Raw genomic sequence first — 20,387 nt, 5'->3', positions numbered from 1 at the left:
GGTCCCTGGCCCCGCGGTCGCCGCATCACCGCCCGCTACCTCCGCTCCTGACTCACGAGTGGTACATCACCGTGCCCTTTCCCGGCGTGTCGCCTCAGTGATGTACCACTTGCCAACCTTGATCGGACGGATCCTCCGGCGAGGGGGCTAGAACTCGAAAGTTCCTCGTGGCGGCCATGTCCCGTCGGGACTCCGGTTCGCGTGTGCCCATGCTTTCGTGTAGGCGCAGGCAGGATGGATCGCTTGCGTGTTCGTTCGGGAGCGGAGTGTTTGTTTGTTGATGATCAACTGATGGTTGATCGCTGGTTCCGTCTGTGACGAGGCGTGGACCGCGTATTCCACTTCGGATGGATCTTCCCGTACCCGTTCGAAATTCACTGTCCACCGGGGTGGGTACACCTGGCCGCCCATCGGCGGTCGGCCGGTCTGCTTCGCTTCGGTGTAGTCGTCCATCACCATCTGGTCCGACCAACTCGGGTACTCGATAACCACCCCGGTCTCAGCGTCGACCACCAACCTTGTCGATCCCAATTCAGCTCCGGCCGCGATCTCCTCCGGAGTCAGGATCGAGTTGACCACCCACCCGTACTCGAACTGGTTGAGTCGGTACTCGCGGTTGGGGTTGAAGATCTGCGCCAGGTATCGCTCCACTTGCTCCCTGGTCCGGTACTGCTCAGGCATTACCCGCTCCTTGATCCGGTGGAATCGGTGTGAACGCCAGTGCGGATGAGCTCCCGACCATCGAAGCGGGCGGATGATCGCAGGTAGCGCCCGACTGTGGATCCCACCAGACCGGCCCAGATGTGCCCGGCGGGTAGACGATGACAGTCGCGTGACTGCCGTTCGTGAGTGGGGCTCCGTTCGAGTCGTACAGAAATGCCCCATCGGCGCCACGGGCGTGCCACACATTGACAACCAATGCCGCAGAGCCGGGGCCCATTTGGGAGATCCAGTGGTGAACGGCGTCGAACTGTTCGGGTACGGACATGCCCTGGTTGGTGAAAGCCGAGAGTCCACGGCCGAGCCAACCGGCGGCGCGTTCCAAGCCTCCGCGTTCGCCACTGTTGTTGTCGATGGTTCCGTTAGGGAGTAGGTCAGGCCATCTCGGCAGCGCGACCTGAGGGCGACCGAAGAAAGACGACAGAGCTGCCAGTGAGTTGTCGAGACAGTTGTTGCGGCGACCGCGAACGGTGGGACCACCGTCGTTGATGAGTCTGCCGTAGGGATGGGTGCGAGGGTCGGCACCTCGGGTGAAGGTGTTGTCATCTCGCAGTGAGTCTTCGACCATCGCCTGGTAAGCCGCGTCTTCGAGGTCGCTGAGCCGATGATGGTCGATGGTGTGGGTGTTGGGCAGACCTGTGAAGTGTGCGGGTGTGTTTGCGGCGGCGATGTCGTTGCTGAGCTGTCGCAAGTCCTCGGCGGTGCGGGCGGGGCTGGTGCCGGGTTCGTGGGGGAACAGGCCGAGTTGTTGGCGGATGTTGTTGATGAGGGATTCGGGGCGGGCGCGGATCGACCAGTTGTCGAGATTTCCGGGGGCTTGGTTGGCGGTGACTCGGAGGTGGGCGGTGGTGGGGTCGGGTGCGAAGACGACGTCGATGAGAAGGCGGTCGCCGTTGAGTAGGCGAGGTGCGGAGTTGAAGGCGCGATCTGCTGCTGTTTGGGCGGTTTCGATGAGGTTCCGGATGTCTTGTGACGAGACGTATGGGCCTGCATCGATGTGGACTCGGATGGTGATCACGCTGATCGACTGATCCGGGAAGCGGCGTACGTCGAAGGCCGGTGTGTTGGCGGCGAAGGGATCAGCGCTGACGATGACAGGGGTGACCCTGCCCGCCTCCGGCGTTTGGTTGCGAAAGTGCTCCCGTGCGGCGCGAGCCTGATCCGGTTGATGTGCAACAGGATTCACGGGGTGACGGGTGGATTGTCGCGGGTACCCGGCATGGCCGGGCCGGTGTTGCTGCGGTAGCGAATCAGGGGCGTGGGCGATGAATCCGTCGATGGGCGGCCGGGTTTCGTGGCGCGGTGGGTCCGCGGGGGTCCGCGGTGGTGTATCGGGGCGGGGAAGGTCCGTCGGTGTCCTCGCCGGTGTAGGCCGTGCCGGTTCGGCGGCGATCGGAGCCTGAGCGGGCTGACGTGCAGCGTCCGATGCGGACGGGACAGGGCTGGTCGAGTTCGGCCGTCCCGGGTCGGAAGCAGGTGCCGGTGCTGAGCGCGTTGCGTCGGCTGTCGTTGGTGTGGCGACGTTCTGGCGCGCGTGGTCTGCGACGGACGGCGTTGGGCTGGCGGTTGCGGCGCGAGGGTCAGCACCGGGTGGTGTGGAGGTGGTCGCGGGTGGTGTGGGGCCGGTTGGGGGTGGCGCCGCGATAGTTGCAGGCCCGGAGGTTGCCGTGGGTGGTGGGGAGGTGTGGGCAGGCGGTGTCGGGCCGGTTGCGTGCGACGTGATGTTGCTGGGCTGTGCGGCGGCGGTACTCGGTGCAGAGGTGGTTGTCTGTGGCGGATTCGCGGGGTCGGGCGTTGTGGTAGTGCGGTGAGTGGGTTCACCAGTCGGAGTTACTGAGGTCGTGTTGGGGATGGCGCCTAGTGGAGTGGCGGTTGCGGTTGCCGCTGTGGTGGAGTCGGGTGTTGTTGTAGTGGTGGGGCTTTCACTTGGAGCGGGGGGTGCCGTGGTGGGATTCGGTGGCGTTGGTGCGCTGGTTGACGAATCGATTCGGCTCGGTGTGGAACCTGCGACCGGCGGGGTGTCGTGTTTTGGCGGTGCGGGGTTCGTGAGGTTGTCGGCAGGAGAGGGCGTCGTTTGGGCAGGCTGCTCTCCAGGAGGGTCGGTGCTCGGCTGGATCGAAACAGGTTGTCCTACAACGTTATCTGTCGGAATAGTCGTGCCTGCGGGTGCGGCGGTATCGGTGCCGACGCTGGCGAGGGATTGCGTCTGCGCGGGTGGAGCGTCGCCTGTGTGCGCGGGTGTTGTCGAGGTGTCGCCAATGTGTGCAGGCGTTGTCGGAGTGTCCGTGGTCGTCGATGTGGTGGTCGAGCTCGGTTTCGGTTGATCGAGAGCACTTTCGGAAGCGGAGCTGGTGTCCGACACAGCGACTGCGTCAGGGGTGACGTTGGCTAGGTTGTGTGCCTGCGGACTGGTCGCATTAGCGGCAGCGTTCTCGTTGTGCGCCGGCACGGTCGGGTCCGCCGGTTTTTGTGTTGTCTCTGTGGGGCTTCGGTCAGCACTGGCAGGGCTGGTGCTGTCGACAGGACTCGATGGCGTCGAGTTCTGTTCAGCACCAGCGAGGTTGGTTTGTGCGCCCAGGCTTTCGGTTGTCGATGCGGTGCCTTCGGGCCGACTCGTGTTAGGCGCAGTCGCCGGGACGCCATCGCTTGTCTGTGCTGGCGGCATATTTCTGTCGGTGCGGTCGATATTCGGAGCGGGCGGCGCATCAGTGTCACTGTGATGGTTGCCCGCGGCGTGCGCCCCGGCAGGAACTCCTTGCGTCAGGGAGGAGGTGACACTGTCGAGGGTGAGGTTGAACGGCTGATCGGTGAGTGCGGCAGTGGTTGCGGCGCCGGCGATTTCGCCTGCGACGCCCGTGGCGCCCTCGGTGGTCCCCTCGACGGTGGCGCGGCTGAGCCGACTCGACGCTGCGTCGCTCGCTCCGGAGAGCAACCCGTTGCTGCCGAGCCCGGCACCGACTGCACCACCTGCCGCGCCTGCGGCGGCGGCGACGCCGGCATCTTTCCAATCCTGAGCGGTGACGTCGTTGCGGTGTCCTGTGCCCAATTGCAGGAATTTGGTGCCGATTTCCAGGCCGCCCTCTTCGAGCGCCTCGGCGAAGGCCCCGTGCAATGCGGCGCGGGCGGCGGCTTCGGCCGCCGCGCGGGTCAGCATGCGGGTGATCAGTTCCTTGATCGCCATGCGAATGGCGATCTGGGTGCCCGCTCGAAGCGCCACCGCGCCCGCCGCGCTGATCCCGGTCCACGCGGTCGCCAGCAATGGCGCCATCTCGATCGCGAAGACGACCATCGTGCCGATGATCACGAGCTTGGTCTGCTCGATATCGGCTGCGCCGTCACCGATTTGGTCGGCCATGCTGTCGAGGTATTTGACCAGGCCCGCCCAGGCGCCCTGCTCGCCCATCAGCTCGTCCCGGTACGCCTCGATCGAGTCATGGGTTTGGCCATCGATCACGGCCAGTACCTGCTGGACGGTGTGGTGCGCGTCGTCGTCGATGTCGTTGAGCGCCGACGCCATCCCCGACCAGGCATCGGAGACCCGCCACATGGCGGTCTCGTCGCCTTCGGGCCAATCGCCTGCCCCGACAATCCATTTGGCGACCCATTGCAGGGATTCGGGGATCTCGATGCCCATCAGCGGGGGACCTGGTCGAGGTCGCCTGCGTTGGTCTGGTCACGATTCTGCAGTGCGTTCGCGACAGCGACCACCCGATCACCGAGGTTGTTCATCGTGGTGCCGAGCTTGTCGACGCCGTCCAAGGCCTTCGGAACGCCGGGGGTGTAGTTCTTGGCGAAACTCTGACCGATCTGATCCGATCCCCAGCATTCGCCCTCGGCGTCGAGCACCCGCCGCAGGTTCGCCGCCGCAGCAGCAATTCTGTCCGCGACGTCGGCGAACCCAGAGCGAGTGGCGCGCAACGCATCCGGGTCGGCACGAAAGTTCGTCATGGGCGCTCCCGCAGGTAGGACCGGTTGCGGTAGTACTCGTCCTCAGCGTCCTCGTCCCACACTCTGGGGGCCGCCGATGGCGCGGGGGTTTCCGGGAGCATCGAGCGAACGAGATCGCGAATGGCGGGCGCACCGGGCACGAGGTCGGCGAGGTCCGGAATCCCGCCTGCCAGTTCCTCGATGGGCGCGATGGTCTGCTGGGTGACGTCCCTGGCTTGCTGTGCAGCCGCCTGCACCGCCTCGGTGATGGACCGTCCGAGCTCGGCGGGGCCGATGCGTCTGTACGCGTCGGGTTCGACGTGCACCGCCACCGGAACCCCGGCCGCGTTGCTCTCCACGCGAATCAACTTGTCGGAGGACCACGCTGTCACCGTGGTCGCGGCGAGCGTGGACTGTGCCTCGGCCAGCTCCCGGCGTTGCTGGTCGAAGGTCTCGAGCAGCGCACCGATCTGATCCCGCAGTTCCTCGTTGCGTGCCTGCGCGATCTCGCGCCGTTCGTCGTGCACCGGTCCACCCCCGCTTCGAGATTCGATCCGTCACTTGAATCCGACGCAGCGCGCCGGCGATCGGTTCCATCGATGTCGAATTCGGCGCGGAGGGCGGTGCGGGTGATCGTGGTCACTGCGCGTAGATGGGTGTCCGGTCTCGCGCGCGCGGGAGCGGGCGATTCGGGGTCTGGCAATTAGACTGGATAAACAGGCTGGGCCGGGAACGGTCTCCGGCTGTGTGATGGGACGGGTTCGCTGGTGGCCATGGTGCGGGCGTACCCGAGGACGAGCGAGGAGGTGGGACCGATGTCGAGCACCGAGGACAGGCGCTTCGAGGTCCTGCGCGCGATCGTCGCGGATTATGTCGCGACCAAGGAGCCGATCGGGTCGAAGAGCCTGGTGGAGCGGCACAATCTTGGGGTGTCGAGTGCGACGGTGCGCAACGACATGGCGGTGTTGGAGGCGGAGGGGTACATCACGCAGCCGCACACCAGTTCCGGGCGCATCCCGACGGACAAGGGGTACCGGCAGTTCGTGGACCGGATCGCCGAGGTGAAGCCGCTGTCGGGGGCGGAGCGGCGCGCGATCATGGAGTTCTTGGAGTCGGGGGTCGACCTCGATGACGTGTTGCGCCGCGGTGTGCGGCTGCTGGCCCAGCTGACCAGGCAGGTCGCGGTCGTGCAGTACCCGTCGGTGTCCGCGTCGACGGTGCGCCATATCGAGGTGGTCGCGTTGAATCCCGCGCGCCTGCTGCTCGTGGTGATCACCGACACAGGGCGCGTCGACCAGCGACTGGTCGAACTCGGCGCGCTGATCGATGACGAGGACCTGGCCGCGTTGCGTGGCATGCTCGGCGGCGCGATGGACGGCAAGCGGCTGGCCGCGGCGTCGGCCGCGGTCGCGGAGCTGCCTGATCGGTCGCCGCTGCGGTTGCGGGATGTGTTGATTCGGGTGTCGACGGTGCTGGTGGAGACCCTGGTCGAGCATCCGGAGGAGCGCCTCGTGCTCGGCGGTACTGCCAACCTGACACGCAACGCTGCCGACTTCGGTTTCCCGGGCTCGCTGCGTGATGTGCTGGAGGCGTTGGAGGAGCAGGTGATCGTGCTGAAACTGCTTGCCGCCGCACAACAGCCGGGCACGGTGACCGTGCGCATCGGCGAGGAGACCCAGGTCGAGCAGATGCGCGGCACCTCGGTGGTGTCGACGGGCTACGGCACCTCCGGTGCGGTGCTCGGCGGCATGGGCGTGCTCGGCCCGACCCGGATGGACTATCCGGGGACCATCGCGTCGGTCGCGGCGGTCGCCAGGTACATCGGCGAGGTCCTCGCCGAACGCTGACGGCACCGGCACCGCTGCTACTCTCGTAATTCCGGCCGGATAAAGTTGAGTGCATCCGACTAATGCTGTTGTCAGCATGGCGGTTGGAACGGTGAAGGCCACCGTCGGGCACTGTCGAGAACGACCAAGGACTAGAGAACTCAAGTGGCACGGGACTACTACGGACTGCTCGGCGTCGCGAAGAACGCGACCGACCAGGAGATCAAGCGCGCCTACCGCAAGCTGGCGCGGGAACTCCATCCCGACGTCAACCCGGACGAGACGGCGCAGGCCAGGTTCAAGGAAGTATCGGCCGCCTACGAGGTGCTGTCGGATCCGGAGAAGCGCCGCATCGTCGACATGGGCGGTGATCCGCTGGAATCCGGCGGCGGCGCTGGTGGCGGCTTCTCGGGCGCCGGTTTCGGCGGGCTCGGGGATGTGTTCGAGGCGTTCTTCGGCGGCATGAGTGCCTCCGGCGGCGGCGCACGCAAGCCGCGCGGCCGGGTGCAGCCCGGCGCGGACTCGCTGCTGCGGACCAGGCTGAGCCTGGCCGAATGCGCGGTCGGCGTGACCAAGCACCTGACGGTCGACACCGCGATCCTGTGCGATGTGTGCACCGGCGCTGGCACCAACGGCAAATCCAAGCCGGTGCGTTGCGAAACCTGCGGTGGCGCAGGCGAAGTGCAATCCGTACAGCGTTCGTTCCTCGGCCAGGTGCTGACCTCGCGTCCGTGCCCGACCTGCCGCGGGGCAGGCGAGACCATCCCCGATCCGTGCCACAAGTGCGGTGGCGACGGCCGGGTGCGCGCGCGTCGCGAGATCGCCGCGCCGATCCCCGCCGGTGTCGCGAACGGCATGCGGGTGCGGCTGGCCGCGCAGGGCGAGGTCGGACCGGGCGGCGGGCACGCCGGTGACCTGTATGTCGAGATCGTCGAGCAGCCGCACGACGTGTTCGTCCGCGACGGCGACGACCTGCACTGCACCATCCGCGTCCCGATGGTCGACGCGACCCTCGGCACCACCGTCGTGATCGACACGATCCTGGACGGCCCGACCGAGCTGAGCATTGCGCCGGGCACCCAGCCAGGCGAGGTTTCGGTGCTGCGCGGCCACGGCATGCCGCGCCTGCGCTCCGGCGCGCGCGGCGACCTGCTCGCGCACCTGGACATCGTGATCCCGGCCAAGCTGGACGGCAAGCAGACCGACCTGCTGCGCAAGTACAAGGGCATGCGCCCGAACGAGCGCGCCGAGGTGATGTCGACGCAGTCCGAGCACAACAGCGGCCTGTTCGCCAGGCTGCGGGCCTCGTTCAGCGGGCGCTAGTTGGCCGCGACGGTCTTCTACCTCGACGAGGTGCCCGAACCGGGTGCCGTCGCCGTGCTCGACGGCCAGGAAGGCAGGCACGCCGCAACGGTGCGCCGCATCCGGGTCGGCGAGCCGATCACGTTGTCGGACGGGCGCGGTGTGCTCGCCGAATCGGAAGTCGTTGCGGCGCAACGTGACCGGCTTGACCTGCGGGTGCTGAATCGTACGGTGGCGACACCGGTTTCGCCGCAGGTCACGGTGGTGCAGGCGCTGCCGAAATCCGATCGCTCGGAGCTGGCGGTCGAGCTGATGACCGAGGCGGGCGCCGACGCGATCGTCCCGTGGCAGGCCGCCCGCTGCATCGCGAACTGGGAAGGCAAGGCGGGCAAGGCCGTTGACAAGTGGCGCGCCGCCGCTCGCTCGGCCGCCCGGCAATCGCGCCGCCCCTACATCCCCGAGGTCGCGGATCTACACCGCACCCGTGACCTCCTCGACCTGATTCGAAAGTCGAAGGCGGACGGCGCGATTGTCGCCGCATTGCACGAATCCGGCACCGGCCGCTTCACCGAGCTCCCGTTCACAGGCGTCGCCGAGATCGTGCTGATCGTCGGCCCCGAAGGCGGCCTCGACGACGCCGAGCTCGCCGCACTCGGCGCGGCGGGCGCGGACATCGTCCTGCTCGGCCCCACCGTCCTGCGGACCTCGACAGCGGCCGCGGTAGCCCTCGGCGCGCTGGGCGCGCTGACCCCCCGCTGGTAAGCCCTGAACCACGATCGAGTGGGAACTGACGGCGGCGGGCTCTCGCTTGGCCGATGCCGCCACCAGTTCCCACTCGGCACATCGCTGTTCACTAGAGGGGCCCATGGGAGGCCCGGTCAGGTTCGGCGGTGAGCGGCTAGACGCGCGCGTCGACCTCGGACCAGAAATCGATCAGGTCCGCGCAAACCTGTTGTGGGCGTTCCTCGTTCGGCAGATGTCCGACACCGGCGTAGACCACGCGACGCGCACCGAGGTCCGCCGCGAAGCGCTCGTGCACGTCCGGGGACCACAGATCGCCGGTGTCGCCGTAGCCGACCAGGATCGGCACGCCGCTCGCCTGCAGCGCCGCGGCGTCATCCGCGGGCGTCTCCATCGTGCGCAGGATGCCGAGGAGATTCGCCTTCTTGGTGGTCAGGATGCGAGTGTGCAGGAATTCCTGCCTGGCCGCGGTCATGGTGGCGAGTGCCGTCATCGCCGCACTCATCTGTTCCCAGATCGCCTGCTGGCCACCGGCTTCGATCATCTGGGCCACCAATTGTGGTGGCGGGAAGTTGATGTCGCGCACCGACGAGGGGCCCGAGGCGAGCAGGGTGAGGCTGCGGAAGCGTTCGGGATTGCGGAGCAGAGCAGCCCGCGCGACGTAACCGCCGAACGAGTGCCCGACCAGATGGACGGGTGCGTCGGACGAAACCTGTTCGGCCACACCGACCAGGTCGCCCGCGAAGTCGCCGAGGGTGTAGCCGGCGGGATCGTCGGGTCCCGCCGACTGCCACTGCCCACGCTGGTCGTACGCGATGGCGCGGAATCCAGCGGCGGCCAGCAGCGGCAGCATCGCCTCGAAGTCTTCCTTGGAACCGGTGAAGCCCGGCACCAGGACGGCCGTGCCGCGGACGGTGACAGCGGGCAGCGGCGCGCATTCCCAGGCAGCCAGCGGTCCGGCAGGCCCGTGCAGGGTCACGGGAACGATGTCGGCGGTACCGCTCATGCCTGCGCCTCGCTCACGTTCGGCTCCGGAATGCGCAAGGCGCGCTGGCACATGATTCGCTCACTCATGCGGTCCAGTCTGGCAACGGATCCGCGTTGACCGAGTGATCGCTCGGTAAAGTTATCGATTCGAAATATTTCGAGCGGAACTCGCCACCGCGAGCAGCAAGCCGCAGGCAATGACGAGGAGAACGGCCACGCAGACGGCCAGCCCTGTCCAGCCGTAGTGGGTGTAGGCGATGCCGCTCCCGCCGCCGAGGACGGCGCTGCCGACATAGAACGAGAACAGGTACAGCGAGGATGCCGCGCCGCGGTTGCCGACCGCCATGGCGCCGACCCATCCGCTGGCAACCGAGTGCGCGCCGAAAAAGCCTGCGGTGCACAGGGCCATGCCGAGGATCAGGGTGACGAGGTTGTCGGGGAGCGTCATGGCCAGGCCGATCCCCATGACCAGCACCGCGGCGGCGAGCACTCGATGGCGGCCGATGCGATCGGCGAGCCGGCCGGCGACCGCCGAGGCTCCGCTGCCTGCGGCGTACAGCACGAACACCAAACCTGCTACCGCGCTGGGTAATTCGAAGGGCGGCTGGGTGAGCCGGTAGCCGAGGAAGTTGTAGAGCGCAACGAATCCGCCGACGAGGACCAGCGCGAGCCCGAACAGTGCGAGCAGACTGCGATGGCGAAGCTGAACCACGAGATCGCCTATCACCGTGCGGATTCCGGCCGATTGCGGGACAAAGCCGCGCGACGGTGGCAGACCGCGCACGAACCACAAGGTGCACACTGCCGCCGCCACCGAGATGGACGCTTCAGCCCACCGCCACGACCCGACGCCGAGGGTGAAGGCCGGAATCACCCGTCCGGCAAGCCCGCCCATGCTGGTGCCCGCGATATAGACGCCCATCGCGGCGCCGAGCCCCTCGGCGCCGATCTCTTCGGCGAGATAGGCCATCGCGACGGCGGGCACTCCGGCCAAGGTCAAGCCTTGCAAGGCCCGCCCGGCGAGCAGCACCTCCAGCGAGGGGCTGAGCGGCAGCAGCAGTCCGATCGCCGCCGAACTCAGTGCGGACACCGTCATCACCCTGGTGCGGCCGATGCGCGACGACAGCGCGCTGACGGGGATGATCGCCAGCGCGAGCACGCCCGTGGTGAGCGAAACCGCAAGCGCCGCGTGGGCGGGCGCGGCGCCGAACTCGGCGGACAGGCTCGGCAGCAACGCCTGCGCGCTGTACATCGTCGCGAAGGTCGCCAACCCCGCCGCGAACAGCGCGGTGATGATCCGGCGCTCGTGCGCGAGGTCGCGGACCGCGGCGGGCCGAGTCGTCGTAAGGGTCACCGATCCAGGATCGTCACCCGGTCTTCCGAAGGGAAATGAATAATAATAGAGAAGTTCATGCATCGGGCGCATATAGAAAGACTGCTCGCCGATGCCGACCGCGACGCCGGAAGGTGGTGTGACAAGCACCACGCGGACCTGAGGAGCAGACAACCATGCTTGGCGCCGACCTCGAATGGTTCACCACGCTGGCCGAATTGGAACGGGTCGGTGCGGCCGCCGAGCGCCTGCACATCGCTCAGCCGACCTTGTCGCGCATGCTCGGCAGGTTGGAGCGCAGGCTCGGTGTCGAACTGTTCGACCGTCGCGGCAAACGCATCACCCTCAACGAGTTCGGTCGCATCTATTACGAACACGCCCGCCGCGCGCAATCCGAGCTCGACGCGGCAGGCCAATCCATCGCCGATCTGAACAGTCCGGCCAACGGTGTTGTGCGCCTGTCCTTTTTGCATTCCTTCGGCGGCTGGCTTGTCCCGCAACTGGTCGGCGAATTCCGGCGTGGTTCCGCCCGAATCTCTTTCGCGCTGCGGCAGGGTCCTTCGGAAATGGTGGCCACCGATGTGCTCGACGGCACCTCGGATCTCGGCATCGTCTCGCCGCGCCCGACCGTGCCAGGCATCGGCTGGCGCGGCCTGCTGCGCCAGCGGCTCGCCCTTGCCGTTCCCGCCGATCACCGGCTGGTCGGCCGCAGGCAGGTGCGCCTCGCCGAGATCGCTGACGAGGACTTCATCGCCATGCATCCCGGCTACGGGATGCGCCGGATCGTCGAGGACCTGTCCGCCGCCGCCGACCTGCGCCTGCGCATCGCCTTCGAGTCCAGCGACCTCGTCACCGTGGCAGGCCTGGTCGCCGCCGGTCTCGGTGTCGGCGTGCTGCCGGAGGAGGATCTCGGCCCGGCGGGCACCCCTCGGGTGGCCGGCGCGAAGCCGGAGCAACGCCTGCCTGGACCGGTGCTGATCCCGCTCGCGGACGCAGGCGCGACCCGCGATGTCGGCCTGGTGTGGTCGGCCGCGAGCGCGCCGTCGGGCGCGACGCGACGCTTTCGTGATTTCACCGAGGATTGGGCACAGCGGCGCCGGGGAATCCCGTGATCGTCCGGTCCCTCCGATAGCGGCTTATTCACTGGGCGGTGTCGGTGGGGCGCGTTAAACTTTCCTCAACACAGCAGCACGTCGAGACCGGAAAGCAGGCTATAGCCACTTTTGAGAACACAAGGCGAGATCGGCGACCCGACCACTCCATCAACGGCAGGCATCGGCGCCGACGACAACGGCTCGGGCCCCGCAGCACGCACCGTGCGTTCCAGCATCGAACTCGCTCCCGAATCCGTGTTCCCGTTCCTCGGTTCGGCCGACCAGAATCTGCGTGAACTCGAAGAGTTGCTCGATGCGGACATTCATGTCCGCGGCAATTCCGTCACCCTGACCGGCAAGGCGGCCGATGTCGCGCTCGCCGAGCGAGTGATCGAACAGCTCATCGCGCTGACCGGGCGGAATCGAGTGGTGACGCCGGAAGCGGTGCGGCACACCGTGTCCATGCTCACCGAGGGCTCCTCGGAGTCCCCGGCCGAGGTGCTCAGTCTGGACATCCTGTCCCGGCGCGGCAAGACCGTGCGGCCGAAGACTTTGAACCAGAAGCGCTATGTCGACGCGATCGACGCCAACACCATCGTCTTCGGCATCGGCCCTGCCGGTACCGGCAAGACGTATCTGGCGATGGCCAAGGCCGTGCAGGCGTTGCAGACCAAACAGGTCAACCGGATCATCCTCACCCGCCCCGCGGTGGAGGCAGGCGAGCGGCTCGGCTTCCTGCCGGGCACGCTCAACGAGAAAATCGATCCGTACCTGCGCCCGCTCTACGACGCACTGCACGACATGATGGATCCCGAAGCCATCCCGAAGTTGATGGCGGCAGGCGTCATCGAGGTCGCGCCGCTGGCGTACATGCGCGGTCGCACGCTCAACGATTCGTTCATCGTGCTCGACGAGGCGCAGAACACCACGGCCGAGCAGATGAAGATGTTCCTCACCCGACTCGGCTTCGGCTCGAAGATCGTGGTGACCGGCGACGTCAGCCAGGTCGACCTGCCGACCGGCGCACGGTCGGGGCTGCGGGCGGCGAGTGAGATCCTCACCGATATCGAGGACATCCACTTCTCGTACCTCACCAGCAGCGACGTGGTTCGGCACCGGCTGGTCGCCGACATCGTCGACGCCTACGACCGGGCAGAGGCGGAAGCCAGGCCGCAGGTCGGCCCGCACTATCCGGGCAACCGGGCGCAACGTCGTGCCGCGAGCCGCGGCGATCGGCGCTGACATCGCAGGTTGCCGCGTGACCCGGAGCTCGGGTTGCGCGGCAACCGGCCATCTGCGGTGACATAGGCTTACCGGGTGAGTATCGAGATCGCCAACGAGTCGGGTATCGACGTACCCGAAGAGGATCTGGTCAGTGTCGCGCGGTTCGTGATCGGCCGGATGGACGTGCACCCCGCCGCGGAACTGTCGATGGTGCTCGTCGATCTCGACACCATGGCCGACTTGCACATGCGCTGGATGGACCTACCCGGTCCGACCGATGTCATGTCGTTCCCGATGGACGAACTCGAGCCGGGCGGCCGGCCGGACAGTCCGGAACCCGGCCCGTCCATGCTCGGCGACATCGTGCTCTGCCCCGAGTTCGCCGCGGGCCAGGCGCGTAAGGCCGGGCACTCGCTCGACCACGAACTCGCGCTGCTCACCGTGCACGGCGTCCTGCACCTGCTCGGCTACGACCATGCCGAGCCGGACGAGGAGAAGGAAATGTTCGCGCTGCAGGACCGGCTGCTCGAAGAGTGGTACGAGAGCCTGCGCGAGGCACAGCGGCGGGCCGAACTCGCCGCCAGGGACGCCAGGTTGCTGGGGAAGGCGGGCTTCACCACACCGGGTGACGCACTGGGACCCGCGTGAGTTCGCTGACCCTGATCCTGCTCGCGGTCCTGCTCGTCCCGGTGGGCGGGGTATTCGCGGGTGTCGATTCGGCGTTGAACACCATCTCTCCGGCACGGGTCGACGACATGGTCCGGGCCGACCGGCCCGGCGCGGTGCGACTCAGCAAGATCGTCGCCGATCGCGCCCGCTACGTGAATCTCATGGTGCTGCTGCGCATTCTGTGCGAAATCGGCGCCACCGTGCTGCTCGCGGCGGCACTGATCGCGGTGTGGAACGACGAGTGGGCGTTGCTGGCCACCGCCCTTGTCATGGTGCTGGTGTCCTACGTGGTCATCGGGGTCGGCCCGCGTACTCTCGGCCGCCAGCATGCCTATTCGATCGCGCTGATCGCCGCGCTGCCGCTGCAATTCATCGGCGCGCTACTCGGCCCGCTCAGCAGGCTGCTCATCCTGCTCGGTAACGCGATCACCCCAGGTAAGGGTTTCCGCAACGGCCCGTTCGCCTCTGAGATCGAGCTGCGCGAGGTGGTCGAGATGGCCAGCGAACGCGGCGTGGTCGCCGACGACGAACGCCGAATGATCCAGTCCGTCTTCGAACTCGGCGACACGGCCGCGCGTGCGGTGATGGTGCCGCGCACCGAGATGGTCTGGATCGAGGCGGACAAGACTGCGGCACAGGCGATGTCGCTCGCGGTGCGGTCCGGGCACTCGCGCATCCCGGTGATCGGCGAGAACGTCGACGACATCCTCGGCGTGGTGTATCTGAAAGATCTTGTGCCGTATGCCGAACGCAGCCGCAAGGTGCTCGTCGGCGAGGTGATGCGGCCCGCGGTGTTCATGCCCGACTCGAAACCCTTGGACAGCCTGCTCGACGAAATGCAGCGCAGACGTAACCACATGGCGCTGTTGGTCGATGAATACGGCGGGATAGCCGGGCTGGTGACGATCGAGGACGTGCTCGAGGAGATCGTCGGTGAGATCGCCGACGAATACGACATCGACGAGACGCCACCGATCGAAGACCTCGGCGACGGTCGCTATCGCGTGTCGGCGCGGTTGCCGGTCGAAGACCTCGGCGAGCTGTACGGGCTCGACATCGAGGAGGAAGACGTCGACACGGTCGGCGGGTTGATGGCGCACGAACTCGGCCGGGTGCCGTTGCCCGGTTCGAAGGTCGTGGTGCACGGGCTGGTGTTGCGCGGCGAGGGCGGCGCGGACACGCGTGGGCGGGTGCGGGTGCACACCGTGGTGGTGCGCAAGGCGACGGACAAGGCGCAGAGCGGCGAGGGCAGCAAGCCGAACGGCAAGCGCAAAGGCAACGGCTCGGATCGGGAAGTCCCGGCCGGTCGACACGAGGACGGAGACACCGAATGACCGAATTGGATCCCGAGGACAACAAACTGGTGGTGTTGGCGCGCGGCGCGATGGGCCGCACCGGCGGCACGAGCGGCGCGGCGATCCGCGACACCGACGGCCGCACCTACGCGGCGGGCGAAGTGAGCCTGACCGCGCTGCGGATGACCGCGCTGCAGGCGGCGGTCACCGCCGCGATCTCCAGTGGCGCAGAGGGTTTCGAGGCGGCAGTGGTGGTCGGCGGGCGCCTGTCCGACTACGGGGTCGCCGCGGTGCGTGAGGTGTCGCCGGAAGCCAGGATCATTTTCACCGACCAGAACGGTGCGGTCTTCGAGATCGTCGATGACGCGGAAATCGCCGTCGACGCACAGGCTGCCAGCGAGGTGGCCGGTGGCTGACGGCGGCAAGGACGCCGAATTCCGTTCCGGCTTCGTCTGTTTCGTCGGCAGGCCGAACACCGGCAAGTCGACGCTGACCAACGCGCTTGTCGGCCAGAAGATCGCGATCACCTCCTCGCGCCCGCAGACCACCAGGCACACCATCCGCGGCATCGTGCACCGCGACCACGCGCAGCTCATCCTGGTCGACACGCCAGGCCTGCATCGGCCGCGCACCCTGCTCGGCCAGCGGCTGAACGACCTTGTGCGCGATACGTATTCCGAGGTCGACGTGATCACGCTGTGCGTGCCCGCCGACGAGAAGATCGGGCCGGGCGATCGATGGATCGTGCAGCAGATCAAGCAGATGGCGCCGAAGACGACGGTGCTCGGTGTGGTCACCAAGATCGACAAGGTGAGCCGGGACCAGATCGCCGAACAGCTCCTCGCGCTGTCGCGACTGCTCGGTCCGGAGGCCGACGTGGTGCCTGTGTCCGCGGTCAAGGGTGAGCAGGTCGAGGTACTCGTCGACGTGATCGCCTCGAAAATGCCTGAGGGACCGGCGTTCTACCCCGACGGAGAGCTCACCGACGAGCCGGAGGAAACCCTCATGGCGGAGCTCATTCGCGAGGCCGCGCTCGAGGGAGTTCGGGACGAGCTGCCGCACTCGCTGGCCGTCGTCATCGAAGAGATCCTCCCGTACGAAGAGCGCGAAGACATGCTCGACGTGCACGCCATCCTCTACGTCGAACGGCCGAGCCAGAAGTCGATCATCATCGGCAAGGGTGGTGCGCGCCTCAAAGAGGTCGGCACCAACGCCCGCAAGCAGATCGAGCACATCCTCGGCACACGCATCTACCTCAACCTGCACGTGAAGGTCGCCAAGGATTGGCAGCGGGATCCGAAACAGTTGGGCAAACTCGGGTTCTGATTGTCCGCTGGGCAATCGTGGGCCATCGATGATGCCACTTCCGGCGCTGTCGCGGGGTGAGTCGGTCGGTAGGGTGGCCGGATCGCCACCGTAATGCCGACCGAGATGAGGTTGTCGTATGAGTGAGGCTGTGCTGCTCGATATCGAAGGCACGGTGAGTCCTGTTGCCGCTATACGAGACTCGTTGTATCCCTATGCTCGGGCGCGGCTGGCGGAGTGGATACGCAGACCGGAGCCCGAGATCGGGCGGATCGTCGATGCCTTGCGGTTGGCGATGGGGGATGTGCACGCCGATGCGGCGGCGGTCACCGGGCGGCTGGAGCAGTGGGCCGATCTCGAGATCAGGGCCGAGCCGTTGCGGGCGTTGCAGGGGTTGATCTGGTTGGACGGGTTCGCGTCCGGGGCGTTGGCCGCGCAGTTCTACGCGGATGTGCCGCCCGCGCTGGCGAACTGGGCGCAGGCGGGGGTGCAGGTGTATGTGTTCTCGGCCGAATCTGAACTGGTGCAACAGATCTGGTTTGCGAACTCACAGTTCGGTGATCTGTCCGGCGGGCTGAGCGGTCACTTCGACAGTACGGCAGAGGGGGAGGACGACGATCCGTTGTCCTACCGGTTGATCGCGAAGGTGATCGGCATCAGTCCCGAGCGGATTCGGTTCGTCTCCGGCGCCGTCGAGAAGCTGGACGCCGCGGCCGCCGCAGGTCTGCGGACGGTGGGTGTTTCCCGCGTCGAAGACGGTTCACCGGAGGTCGGCGCGCATCCTCGGGTCGCGTCGTTCAGCGAGATTCCCACCACGGGTTAGGTCGTTCCCGCTCCCAATGCAGTTCCGATTCCAATTGCGTCGCAACCGAAATCAGCAGCGGCTCGGTCGACGCCGTGCCCATCAGCTGCGCGCCGACCGGTAGGCCCGCGTCGGTGAACCCGGCGGGCACGTTCACGCTCGGCCAGCCGAGCACGTTCCACGGCCAGGTGTAGGGGCAGGCGGCGGTGATGAGGTTGTTGGTGGCGTGCACGCCGATGCCGTCGATGTCCTCGGCGCGCGGCGGTGGCGTCGCGGTGGTCGGCGCGAGGACCAGGTCGTAGTCGCGGAAGAAGGAGCCTATGCGCTTGTGCAAGAAGGGCTCTGCCTTCCTGGCGGCCAACAGGGCGGGTCCGTCGAGCAGGGTGCCGAAGCGGGCATTGGCGAGCGTGCGCGGATCCACCTCGGCGCAGGGCATATTGCGGTGGACCGCGCGGATGCCCGCCAGCGAGCGTGGCAGGAACGACGCGCCGATCAGCAGGCCGTAGTGCAGATCCGCGACGGTGACCGTGTGGCCGAGCATGCGCAGGGTGTCGCCGATGCGCCGCACTGCCGCCGCTACCTCGGGGTCGAGCGCGGTCCTGGTCGCGGTGAAGGGGGTGCGCAGCGACAGCGCGATCCGCAGTTTGCCTGGGTCGCGGCCGACCGCATCGGTCGCGGAAATTGGTGTGGGAGTGTGCAAATCACCGGAGTGCGGCCCTGCCGCCACATCGAGCAGCAGGGCGGCGTCGGCGACCGTCCTTGCCAGCGGGCCGTTTACGGTGAGCCCGTAGAACGCTTCGGCGTGCGGCCAGGTGGAGATGCGGCCACGCTGCGGTTTGATGCCGACGAGATTGGTCCACGAGGCCGGGATGCGGATGGAGCCTGCGCCGTCGGAACCCAGTGCGGCAGGCACCAATCCGGCCGTGACCGCAGCCGCCGAGCCGCCGGAGGAACCGCCAGGGGTGCGGTCGGCGGCCCAGGGATTGCGGGTGTGGCCGAAGGCCGCCGCGCTGGTGAACGGCCACTGCCCGAGCTCGCAGGTGTTGGTCTTGCCGACGATCACCGCGCCGGCCGCGCGGAGCCGCCGCACCGATTCGGCGTCCGTGGTCTTCGGCGCGAAGCTGCCACCGCATCCGAAAGCCGTTGGCTCACCGGCGATATCGGTGTCGTCCTTCACCGCGATCGGCACGCCGAGCAAGGGCAATCTGGTACCCGCGGCAAGCTGTCGATCGGCATCGGCTGCCTCGCTGAGCGCCTTTTCACGGCGGACGATCCGAAAGGCGTTGAGCGACGGCTGCGCGGCCTCGATCCGGTCGAGCGCGGCACGCACCGCGGCCACGGAGCTGATGGTGCCTTGCGCGAGCGCGGCGGCGTGGTCGGCCAGCCCGAGGCCGGCCAGTGCCTCGGCGCGCGGCCGGGGTGGTTCGGACACCGTCATGGTGAGCTCCGTCTCGTCGTGCTTCCGCGACGACGGTAGCGCGTGTCTGGTCAAGTGACCAGTGCGCTCCGCGCAACGAGTGCGGTCGGCACCTGCAAGTCGGTACGGCGAGTTCGCTACCGGGAAGCTCGGATTCGCTCGTCCGACCCAGAGCCACTCTAGACATACATACCGTATGTATGTAAAGGTGGTGGCATCACATCGGGCACTGGAGGGAACCATGGGATTCAGCACCGCACTCGGCGACACACACGAGGTAGACCTGCCCGGCGGCCGCATCCGCTACCACGAGACCGGGACCGGTTCGCCGGTCGTCTTCGTGCACGGCCTGCTCGTGAACGCGGACCTGTGGCGCAACGTCGTCCCCGGCATCGCCGCCGCGGGCTACCGCTGCCTGACGCCGGACTGGCCGCTCGGCGCGCACGAAATCCCGGTCCCCGACCTGGATTTGACTCCGGCAGGCGTGGCCGACCTGATCGCGGCCTTCCTCGACAAGCTCGACCTGACCGATGTCACCCTCGTCGCCAACGACACCGGCGGCGCCCTCACCCAGATCCTGATGACCCGGCATCCGGCCAGGATCGGCCGGGTCGTGCTCGCCGCGGTCGACAGCTACGAGGGCTTCCTGCCCATGCCGTTCAGCCTGCTCGGCTGGATCGCAAAGATCCCGGGTTCGATCCGCCCACTGATCGAGCCGATGCGCATTCGAGCCCTGCACAAGACGCCGCTGGCCTTCGGCCTGGTCGCCAAGCGGATGCCGCCGCCGGAGATCGCCGACTCGTACCTGCTGCCGAGCCGCAGGTCCGGCGCGATCCGCAAGGATCTGCGGCGCTTCCTGAAGTCGGCGAACAACAGCTACACGCTGGAAGCCGCCAAGCACTTCTCGTCCGTGGACTTCCCGGTGCTGCTGGTGTGGTCGCGCGAGGACAAGATCTTCCCGCTGTCCTTCGCCCAGCGCCTGGCCGGCGACCTGCCGCACGCGACGTTGCGGGTGGTCGACGATTCCTACACCTTCCTCCCGGAGGACCAGCCCGAGTTGCTCACCGACGCGATCCTGGAGTTCACTCGGCTGCATGCCACGCCGTAGCCAGGAGGATCGCTCCCGCACCACCAGAGCCGCGCTCGAAGAGGCAGGCCGCCGCCTGTTCACCGAGCGCGGCTTTGCCGCGACCTCCGCGGAGGAGCTGGTCACCGAGGCCGGGGTCACCCGAGGCGCACTGCACCACCACTACGGCGACAAGCGCGGCCTGTTCCTCGTCGTCCTGGAACAGATCGAGACCGAACTCACCGAGGAGATCGGAAGTGCCATCGCCACTGTCGATCCCGACGATGTGATGGGCGGTATGGCGGTGGGCCTCAGCCTCTTCCTGGAGATGTGCCAGCGCCCGGCGATGCTGCGGATCGCCCTCACCGACGCGCCTGCCGTCATGGGCTGGCAGGCCTGGCGCGAATTCGAGAGCCAGCACGGCCTCGGCATGATCGTCGGTCATCTGGAGCGCGTCCGCGATGCGGGCATGCTGGTCGACGCGCCCATCCCGGTGCTCGCCCAATTGTTGCTGAGCGCCCTGACCGAGGCGTCGTTGATCGTCGCGCACGCCGAAGACAAGGACGCGGCCCGTGCCGAGGCGCAGCAATCGGTGCTGCTCCTGATCTCCGGCTTGCTGCGCACCTGACGAATCAGCTCGAGCGCAATTGTCGTCGCCGATGGGCCACCCACCGAGAAT

19 protein-coding genes are annotated in these 20,387 nt (G+C 67.3%); 12 read left to right on the top strand and 7 right to left on the bottom strand.

Going from position 1 to position 20,387, the window contains the following annotated elements; genetic code table 11:
• Positions 1 to 147: 147 nt before the first annotated feature.
• From ACGFNJ_RS12330 to ACGFNJ_RS12315, 4 genes are read right to left on the bottom strand one after another with little or no spacing between them, the layout of a single operon-like run.
• Complete coding sequence (locus tag ACGFNJ_RS12330; RefSeq protein WP_393446472.1) at positions 148 to 681, bottom strand: hypothetical protein; 534 nt, start codon at positions 679 to 681, stop codon at positions 148 to 150.
• Positions 674 to 4,354, bottom strand: a complete 3,681-nt coding sequence (locus tag ACGFNJ_RS12325) for a toxin glutamine deamidase domain-containing protein (RefSeq protein WP_393446470.1) — start codon at positions 4,352 to 4,354, stop codon at positions 674 to 676. Before ACGFNJ_RS12325 ends, ACGFNJ_RS12330 begins: the two co-directional genes overlap by 8 nt.
• Positions 4,354 to 4,668: a WXG100 family type VII secretion target gene (locus tag ACGFNJ_RS12320; protein WP_393446468.1), complete on the bottom strand. Its 315-nt coding sequence runs from the start codon at positions 4,666 to 4,668 to the stop codon at positions 4,354 to 4,356. Before ACGFNJ_RS12320 ends, ACGFNJ_RS12325 begins: the two co-directional genes overlap by 1 nt.
• Positions 4,665 to 5,174 carry a YbaB/EbfC family nucleoid-associated protein gene (locus tag ACGFNJ_RS12315; protein WP_393446466.1) on the bottom strand — a complete coding sequence of 170 codons (510 nt, stop codon included), beginning with the start codon at positions 5,172 to 5,174 and terminating at the stop codon, positions 4,665 to 4,667. The genes ACGFNJ_RS12320 and ACGFNJ_RS12315 overlap by 4 nt, the downstream gene beginning before the upstream one ends.
• 288 nt (positions 5,175 to 5,462) lie before the next feature.
• Between ACGFNJ_RS12315 and hrcA the strand changes: the two genes are divergently transcribed.
• From hrcA to ACGFNJ_RS12300, 3 genes are all read left to right on the top strand, one after another.
• A complete protein-coding gene (gene hrcA, locus ACGFNJ_RS12310) occupies positions 5,463 to 6,494 on the top strand; it encodes a heat-inducible transcriptional repressor HrcA (protein ID WP_393446464.1) in 1,032 nt (343 codons plus the stop codon).
• 144 nt (positions 6,495 to 6,638) lie between these two features.
• Positions 6,639 to 7,796: a molecular chaperone DnaJ gene (dnaJ, locus tag ACGFNJ_RS12305; protein ID WP_393446462.1), complete on the top strand. Its 1,158-nt coding sequence runs from the start codon at positions 6,639 to 6,641 to the stop codon at positions 7,794 to 7,796.
• Positions 7,797 to 8,537 (top strand): 16S rRNA (uracil(1498)-N(3))-methyltransferase, encoded by a 741-nt coding sequence (locus ACGFNJ_RS12300; RefSeq protein ID WP_393446460.1) that lies wholly within the window; start codon positions 7,797 to 7,799, stop codon positions 8,535 to 8,537. It abuts the gene before it with no gap.
• 136 nt (positions 8,538 to 8,673) lie between these two features.
• On the opposite strand, the gene ACGFNJ_RS12295 is transcribed toward ACGFNJ_RS12300, so the two are convergent.
• Complete coding sequence (locus tag ACGFNJ_RS12295) at positions 8,674 to 9,522, bottom strand: alpha/beta fold hydrolase (RefSeq protein ID WP_393446458.1); 849 nt, start codon at positions 9,520 to 9,522, stop codon at positions 8,674 to 8,676.
• 120 nt (positions 9,523 to 9,642) lie between these two features.
• On the bottom strand, positions 9,643 to 10,857 hold the full coding sequence (locus ACGFNJ_RS12290) for an MFS transporter (protein WP_393446456.1): 1,215 nt from the start codon (positions 10,855 to 10,857) through the stop codon (positions 9,643 to 9,645).
• Between the two features lie 155 nt (positions 10,858 to 11,012).
• On the opposite strand from ACGFNJ_RS12290, the gene ACGFNJ_RS12285 reads away from it, so the two are divergent.
• The 7 genes from ACGFNJ_RS12285 (at position 11,013) to mtnC (ending at position 17,246) form a co-directional block, all read left to right on the top strand.
• Positions 11,013 to 11,948 carry a LysR family transcriptional regulator gene (locus ACGFNJ_RS12285; RefSeq protein WP_393446454.1) on the top strand — a complete coding sequence of 312 codons (936 nt, stop codon included), beginning with the start codon at positions 11,013 to 11,015 and terminating at the stop codon, positions 11,946 to 11,948.
• A 162-nt stretch (positions 11,949 to 12,110) separates the two neighbouring features.
• Positions 12,111 to 13,172 carry a PhoH family protein gene (locus tag ACGFNJ_RS12280; RefSeq protein ID WP_393447808.1) on the top strand — a complete coding sequence of 354 codons (1,062 nt, stop codon included), beginning with the start codon at positions 12,111 to 12,113 and terminating at the stop codon, positions 13,170 to 13,172.
• Positions 13,173 to 13,247: 75 nt separating this feature from the next.
• Positions 13,248 to 13,802, top strand: a complete 555-nt coding sequence (gene ybeY / locus ACGFNJ_RS12275) for an rRNA maturation RNase YbeY (protein ID WP_069164339.1) — start codon at positions 13,248 to 13,250, stop codon at positions 13,800 to 13,802.
• Entirely contained in the window at positions 13,799 to 15,157 is a 1,359-nt protein-coding gene (locus ACGFNJ_RS12270) for a hemolysin family protein (RefSeq protein ID WP_393446451.1), read from the top strand. Before ybeY ends, ACGFNJ_RS12270 begins: the two co-directional genes overlap by 4 nt.
• The gene (locus ACGFNJ_RS12265; RefSeq protein WP_393446449.1) at positions 15,154 to 15,534 is read left to right on the top strand and encodes a cytidine deaminase; all 381 of its coding nucleotides are present in this window, start codon (positions 15,154 to 15,156) and stop codon (positions 15,532 to 15,534) included. The genes ACGFNJ_RS12270 and ACGFNJ_RS12265 overlap by 4 nt, the downstream gene beginning before the upstream one ends.
• Positions 15,527 to 16,444 carry a GTPase Era gene (gene era, locus ACGFNJ_RS12260; protein ID WP_393446447.1) on the top strand — a complete coding sequence of 306 codons (918 nt, stop codon included), beginning with the start codon at positions 15,527 to 15,529 and terminating at the stop codon, positions 16,442 to 16,444. Before ACGFNJ_RS12265 ends, era begins: the two co-directional genes overlap by 8 nt.
• 118 nt (positions 16,445 to 16,562) lie before the next feature.
• Positions 16,563 to 17,246 carry an acireductone synthase gene (gene mtnC, locus ACGFNJ_RS12255; protein WP_393446444.1) on the top strand — a complete coding sequence of 228 codons (684 nt, stop codon included), beginning with the start codon at positions 16,563 to 16,565 and terminating at the stop codon, positions 17,244 to 17,246.
• Here mtnC and ACGFNJ_RS12250 read toward each other — a convergent pair.
• Positions 17,221 to 18,663 (bottom strand): amidase, encoded by a 1,443-nt coding sequence (locus ACGFNJ_RS12250; protein ID WP_393446442.1) that lies wholly within the window; start codon positions 18,661 to 18,663, stop codon positions 17,221 to 17,223. The two genes, mtnC and ACGFNJ_RS12250, sit on opposite strands and share 26 nt — an antisense overlap.
• Before the next feature lie 220 nt (positions 18,664 to 18,883).
• Between ACGFNJ_RS12250 and ACGFNJ_RS12245 the strand changes: the two genes are divergently transcribed.
• Together ACGFNJ_RS12245 and ACGFNJ_RS12240 are read left to right on the top strand one after the other, a co-directional pair.
• Entirely contained in the window at positions 18,884 to 19,750 is an 867-nt protein-coding gene (locus ACGFNJ_RS12245) for an alpha/beta fold hydrolase (RefSeq protein ID WP_393446440.1), read from the top strand.
• The gene (locus tag ACGFNJ_RS12240; RefSeq protein WP_393446439.1) at positions 19,737 to 20,336 is read left to right on the top strand and encodes a TetR/AcrR family transcriptional regulator; all 600 of its coding nucleotides are present in this window, start codon (positions 19,737 to 19,739) and stop codon (positions 20,334 to 20,336) included. The genes ACGFNJ_RS12245 and ACGFNJ_RS12240 overlap by 14 nt, the downstream gene beginning before the upstream one ends.
• Positions 20,337 to 20,387 lie beyond the last annotated feature (51 nt).

The sequence above is a fragment of the Nocardia sp. NPDC049149 genome, assembly GCF_043197455.1.
Lineage (GTDB): Bacteria > Actinomycetota > Actinomycetes > Mycobacteriales > Mycobacteriaceae > Nocardia.
Note: the sequence above shows the minus strand (reverse complement) of the source record. Positions and strands in the feature narration are given on the sequence as shown.

What these genes read in the sequence shown, in the direction of transcription:
- ACGFNJ_RS12320 (WP_393446468.1), bottom strand. Translation starts at nt 4,668, where the DNA reads ATGACGAACTTTCGTGCCGACCCGGATGCGTTGCGCGCCACTCGCTCT.
- ACGFNJ_RS12240 (WP_393446439.1), top strand. Translation starts at nt 19,737, where the DNA reads ATGCCACGCCGTAGCCAGGAGGATCGCTCCCGCACCACCAGAGCCGCG.
- ACGFNJ_RS12325 (WP_393446470.1), bottom strand. Translation starts at nt 4,354, where the DNA reads ATGGGCATCGAGATCCCCGAATCCCTGCAATGGGTCGCCAAATGGATT.
- ACGFNJ_RS12285 (WP_393446454.1), top strand. Translation starts at nt 11,013, where the DNA reads ATGCTTGGCGCCGACCTCGAATGGTTCACCACGCTGGCCGAATTGGAA.
- ACGFNJ_RS12330 (WP_393446472.1), bottom strand. Translation starts at nt 681, where the DNA reads ATGCCTGAGCAGTACCGGACCAGGGAGCAAGTGGAGCGATACCTGGCG.
- ACGFNJ_RS12295 (WP_393446458.1), bottom strand. Translation starts at nt 9,522, where the DNA reads ATGAGCGGTACCGCCGACATCGTTCCCGTGACCCTGCACGGGCCTGCC.
- ACGFNJ_RS12265 (WP_393446449.1), top strand. Translation starts at nt 15,154, where the DNA reads ATGACCGAATTGGATCCCGAGGACAACAAACTGGTGGTGTTGGCGCGC.
- ACGFNJ_RS12245 (WP_393446440.1), top strand. Translation starts at nt 18,884, where the DNA reads ATGGGATTCAGCACCGCACTCGGCGACACACACGAGGTAGACCTGCCC.
- mtnC (WP_393446444.1), top strand. Translation starts at nt 16,563, where the DNA reads ATGAGTGAGGCTGTGCTGCTCGATATCGAAGGCACGGTGAGTCCTGTT.
- hrcA (WP_393446464.1), top strand. Translation starts at nt 5,463, where the DNA reads ATGTCGAGCACCGAGGACAGGCGCTTCGAGGTCCTGCGCGCGATCGTC.
- ACGFNJ_RS12250 (WP_393446442.1), bottom strand. Translation starts at nt 18,663, where the DNA reads ATGACGGTGTCCGAACCACCCCGGCCGCGCGCCGAGGCACTGGCCGGC.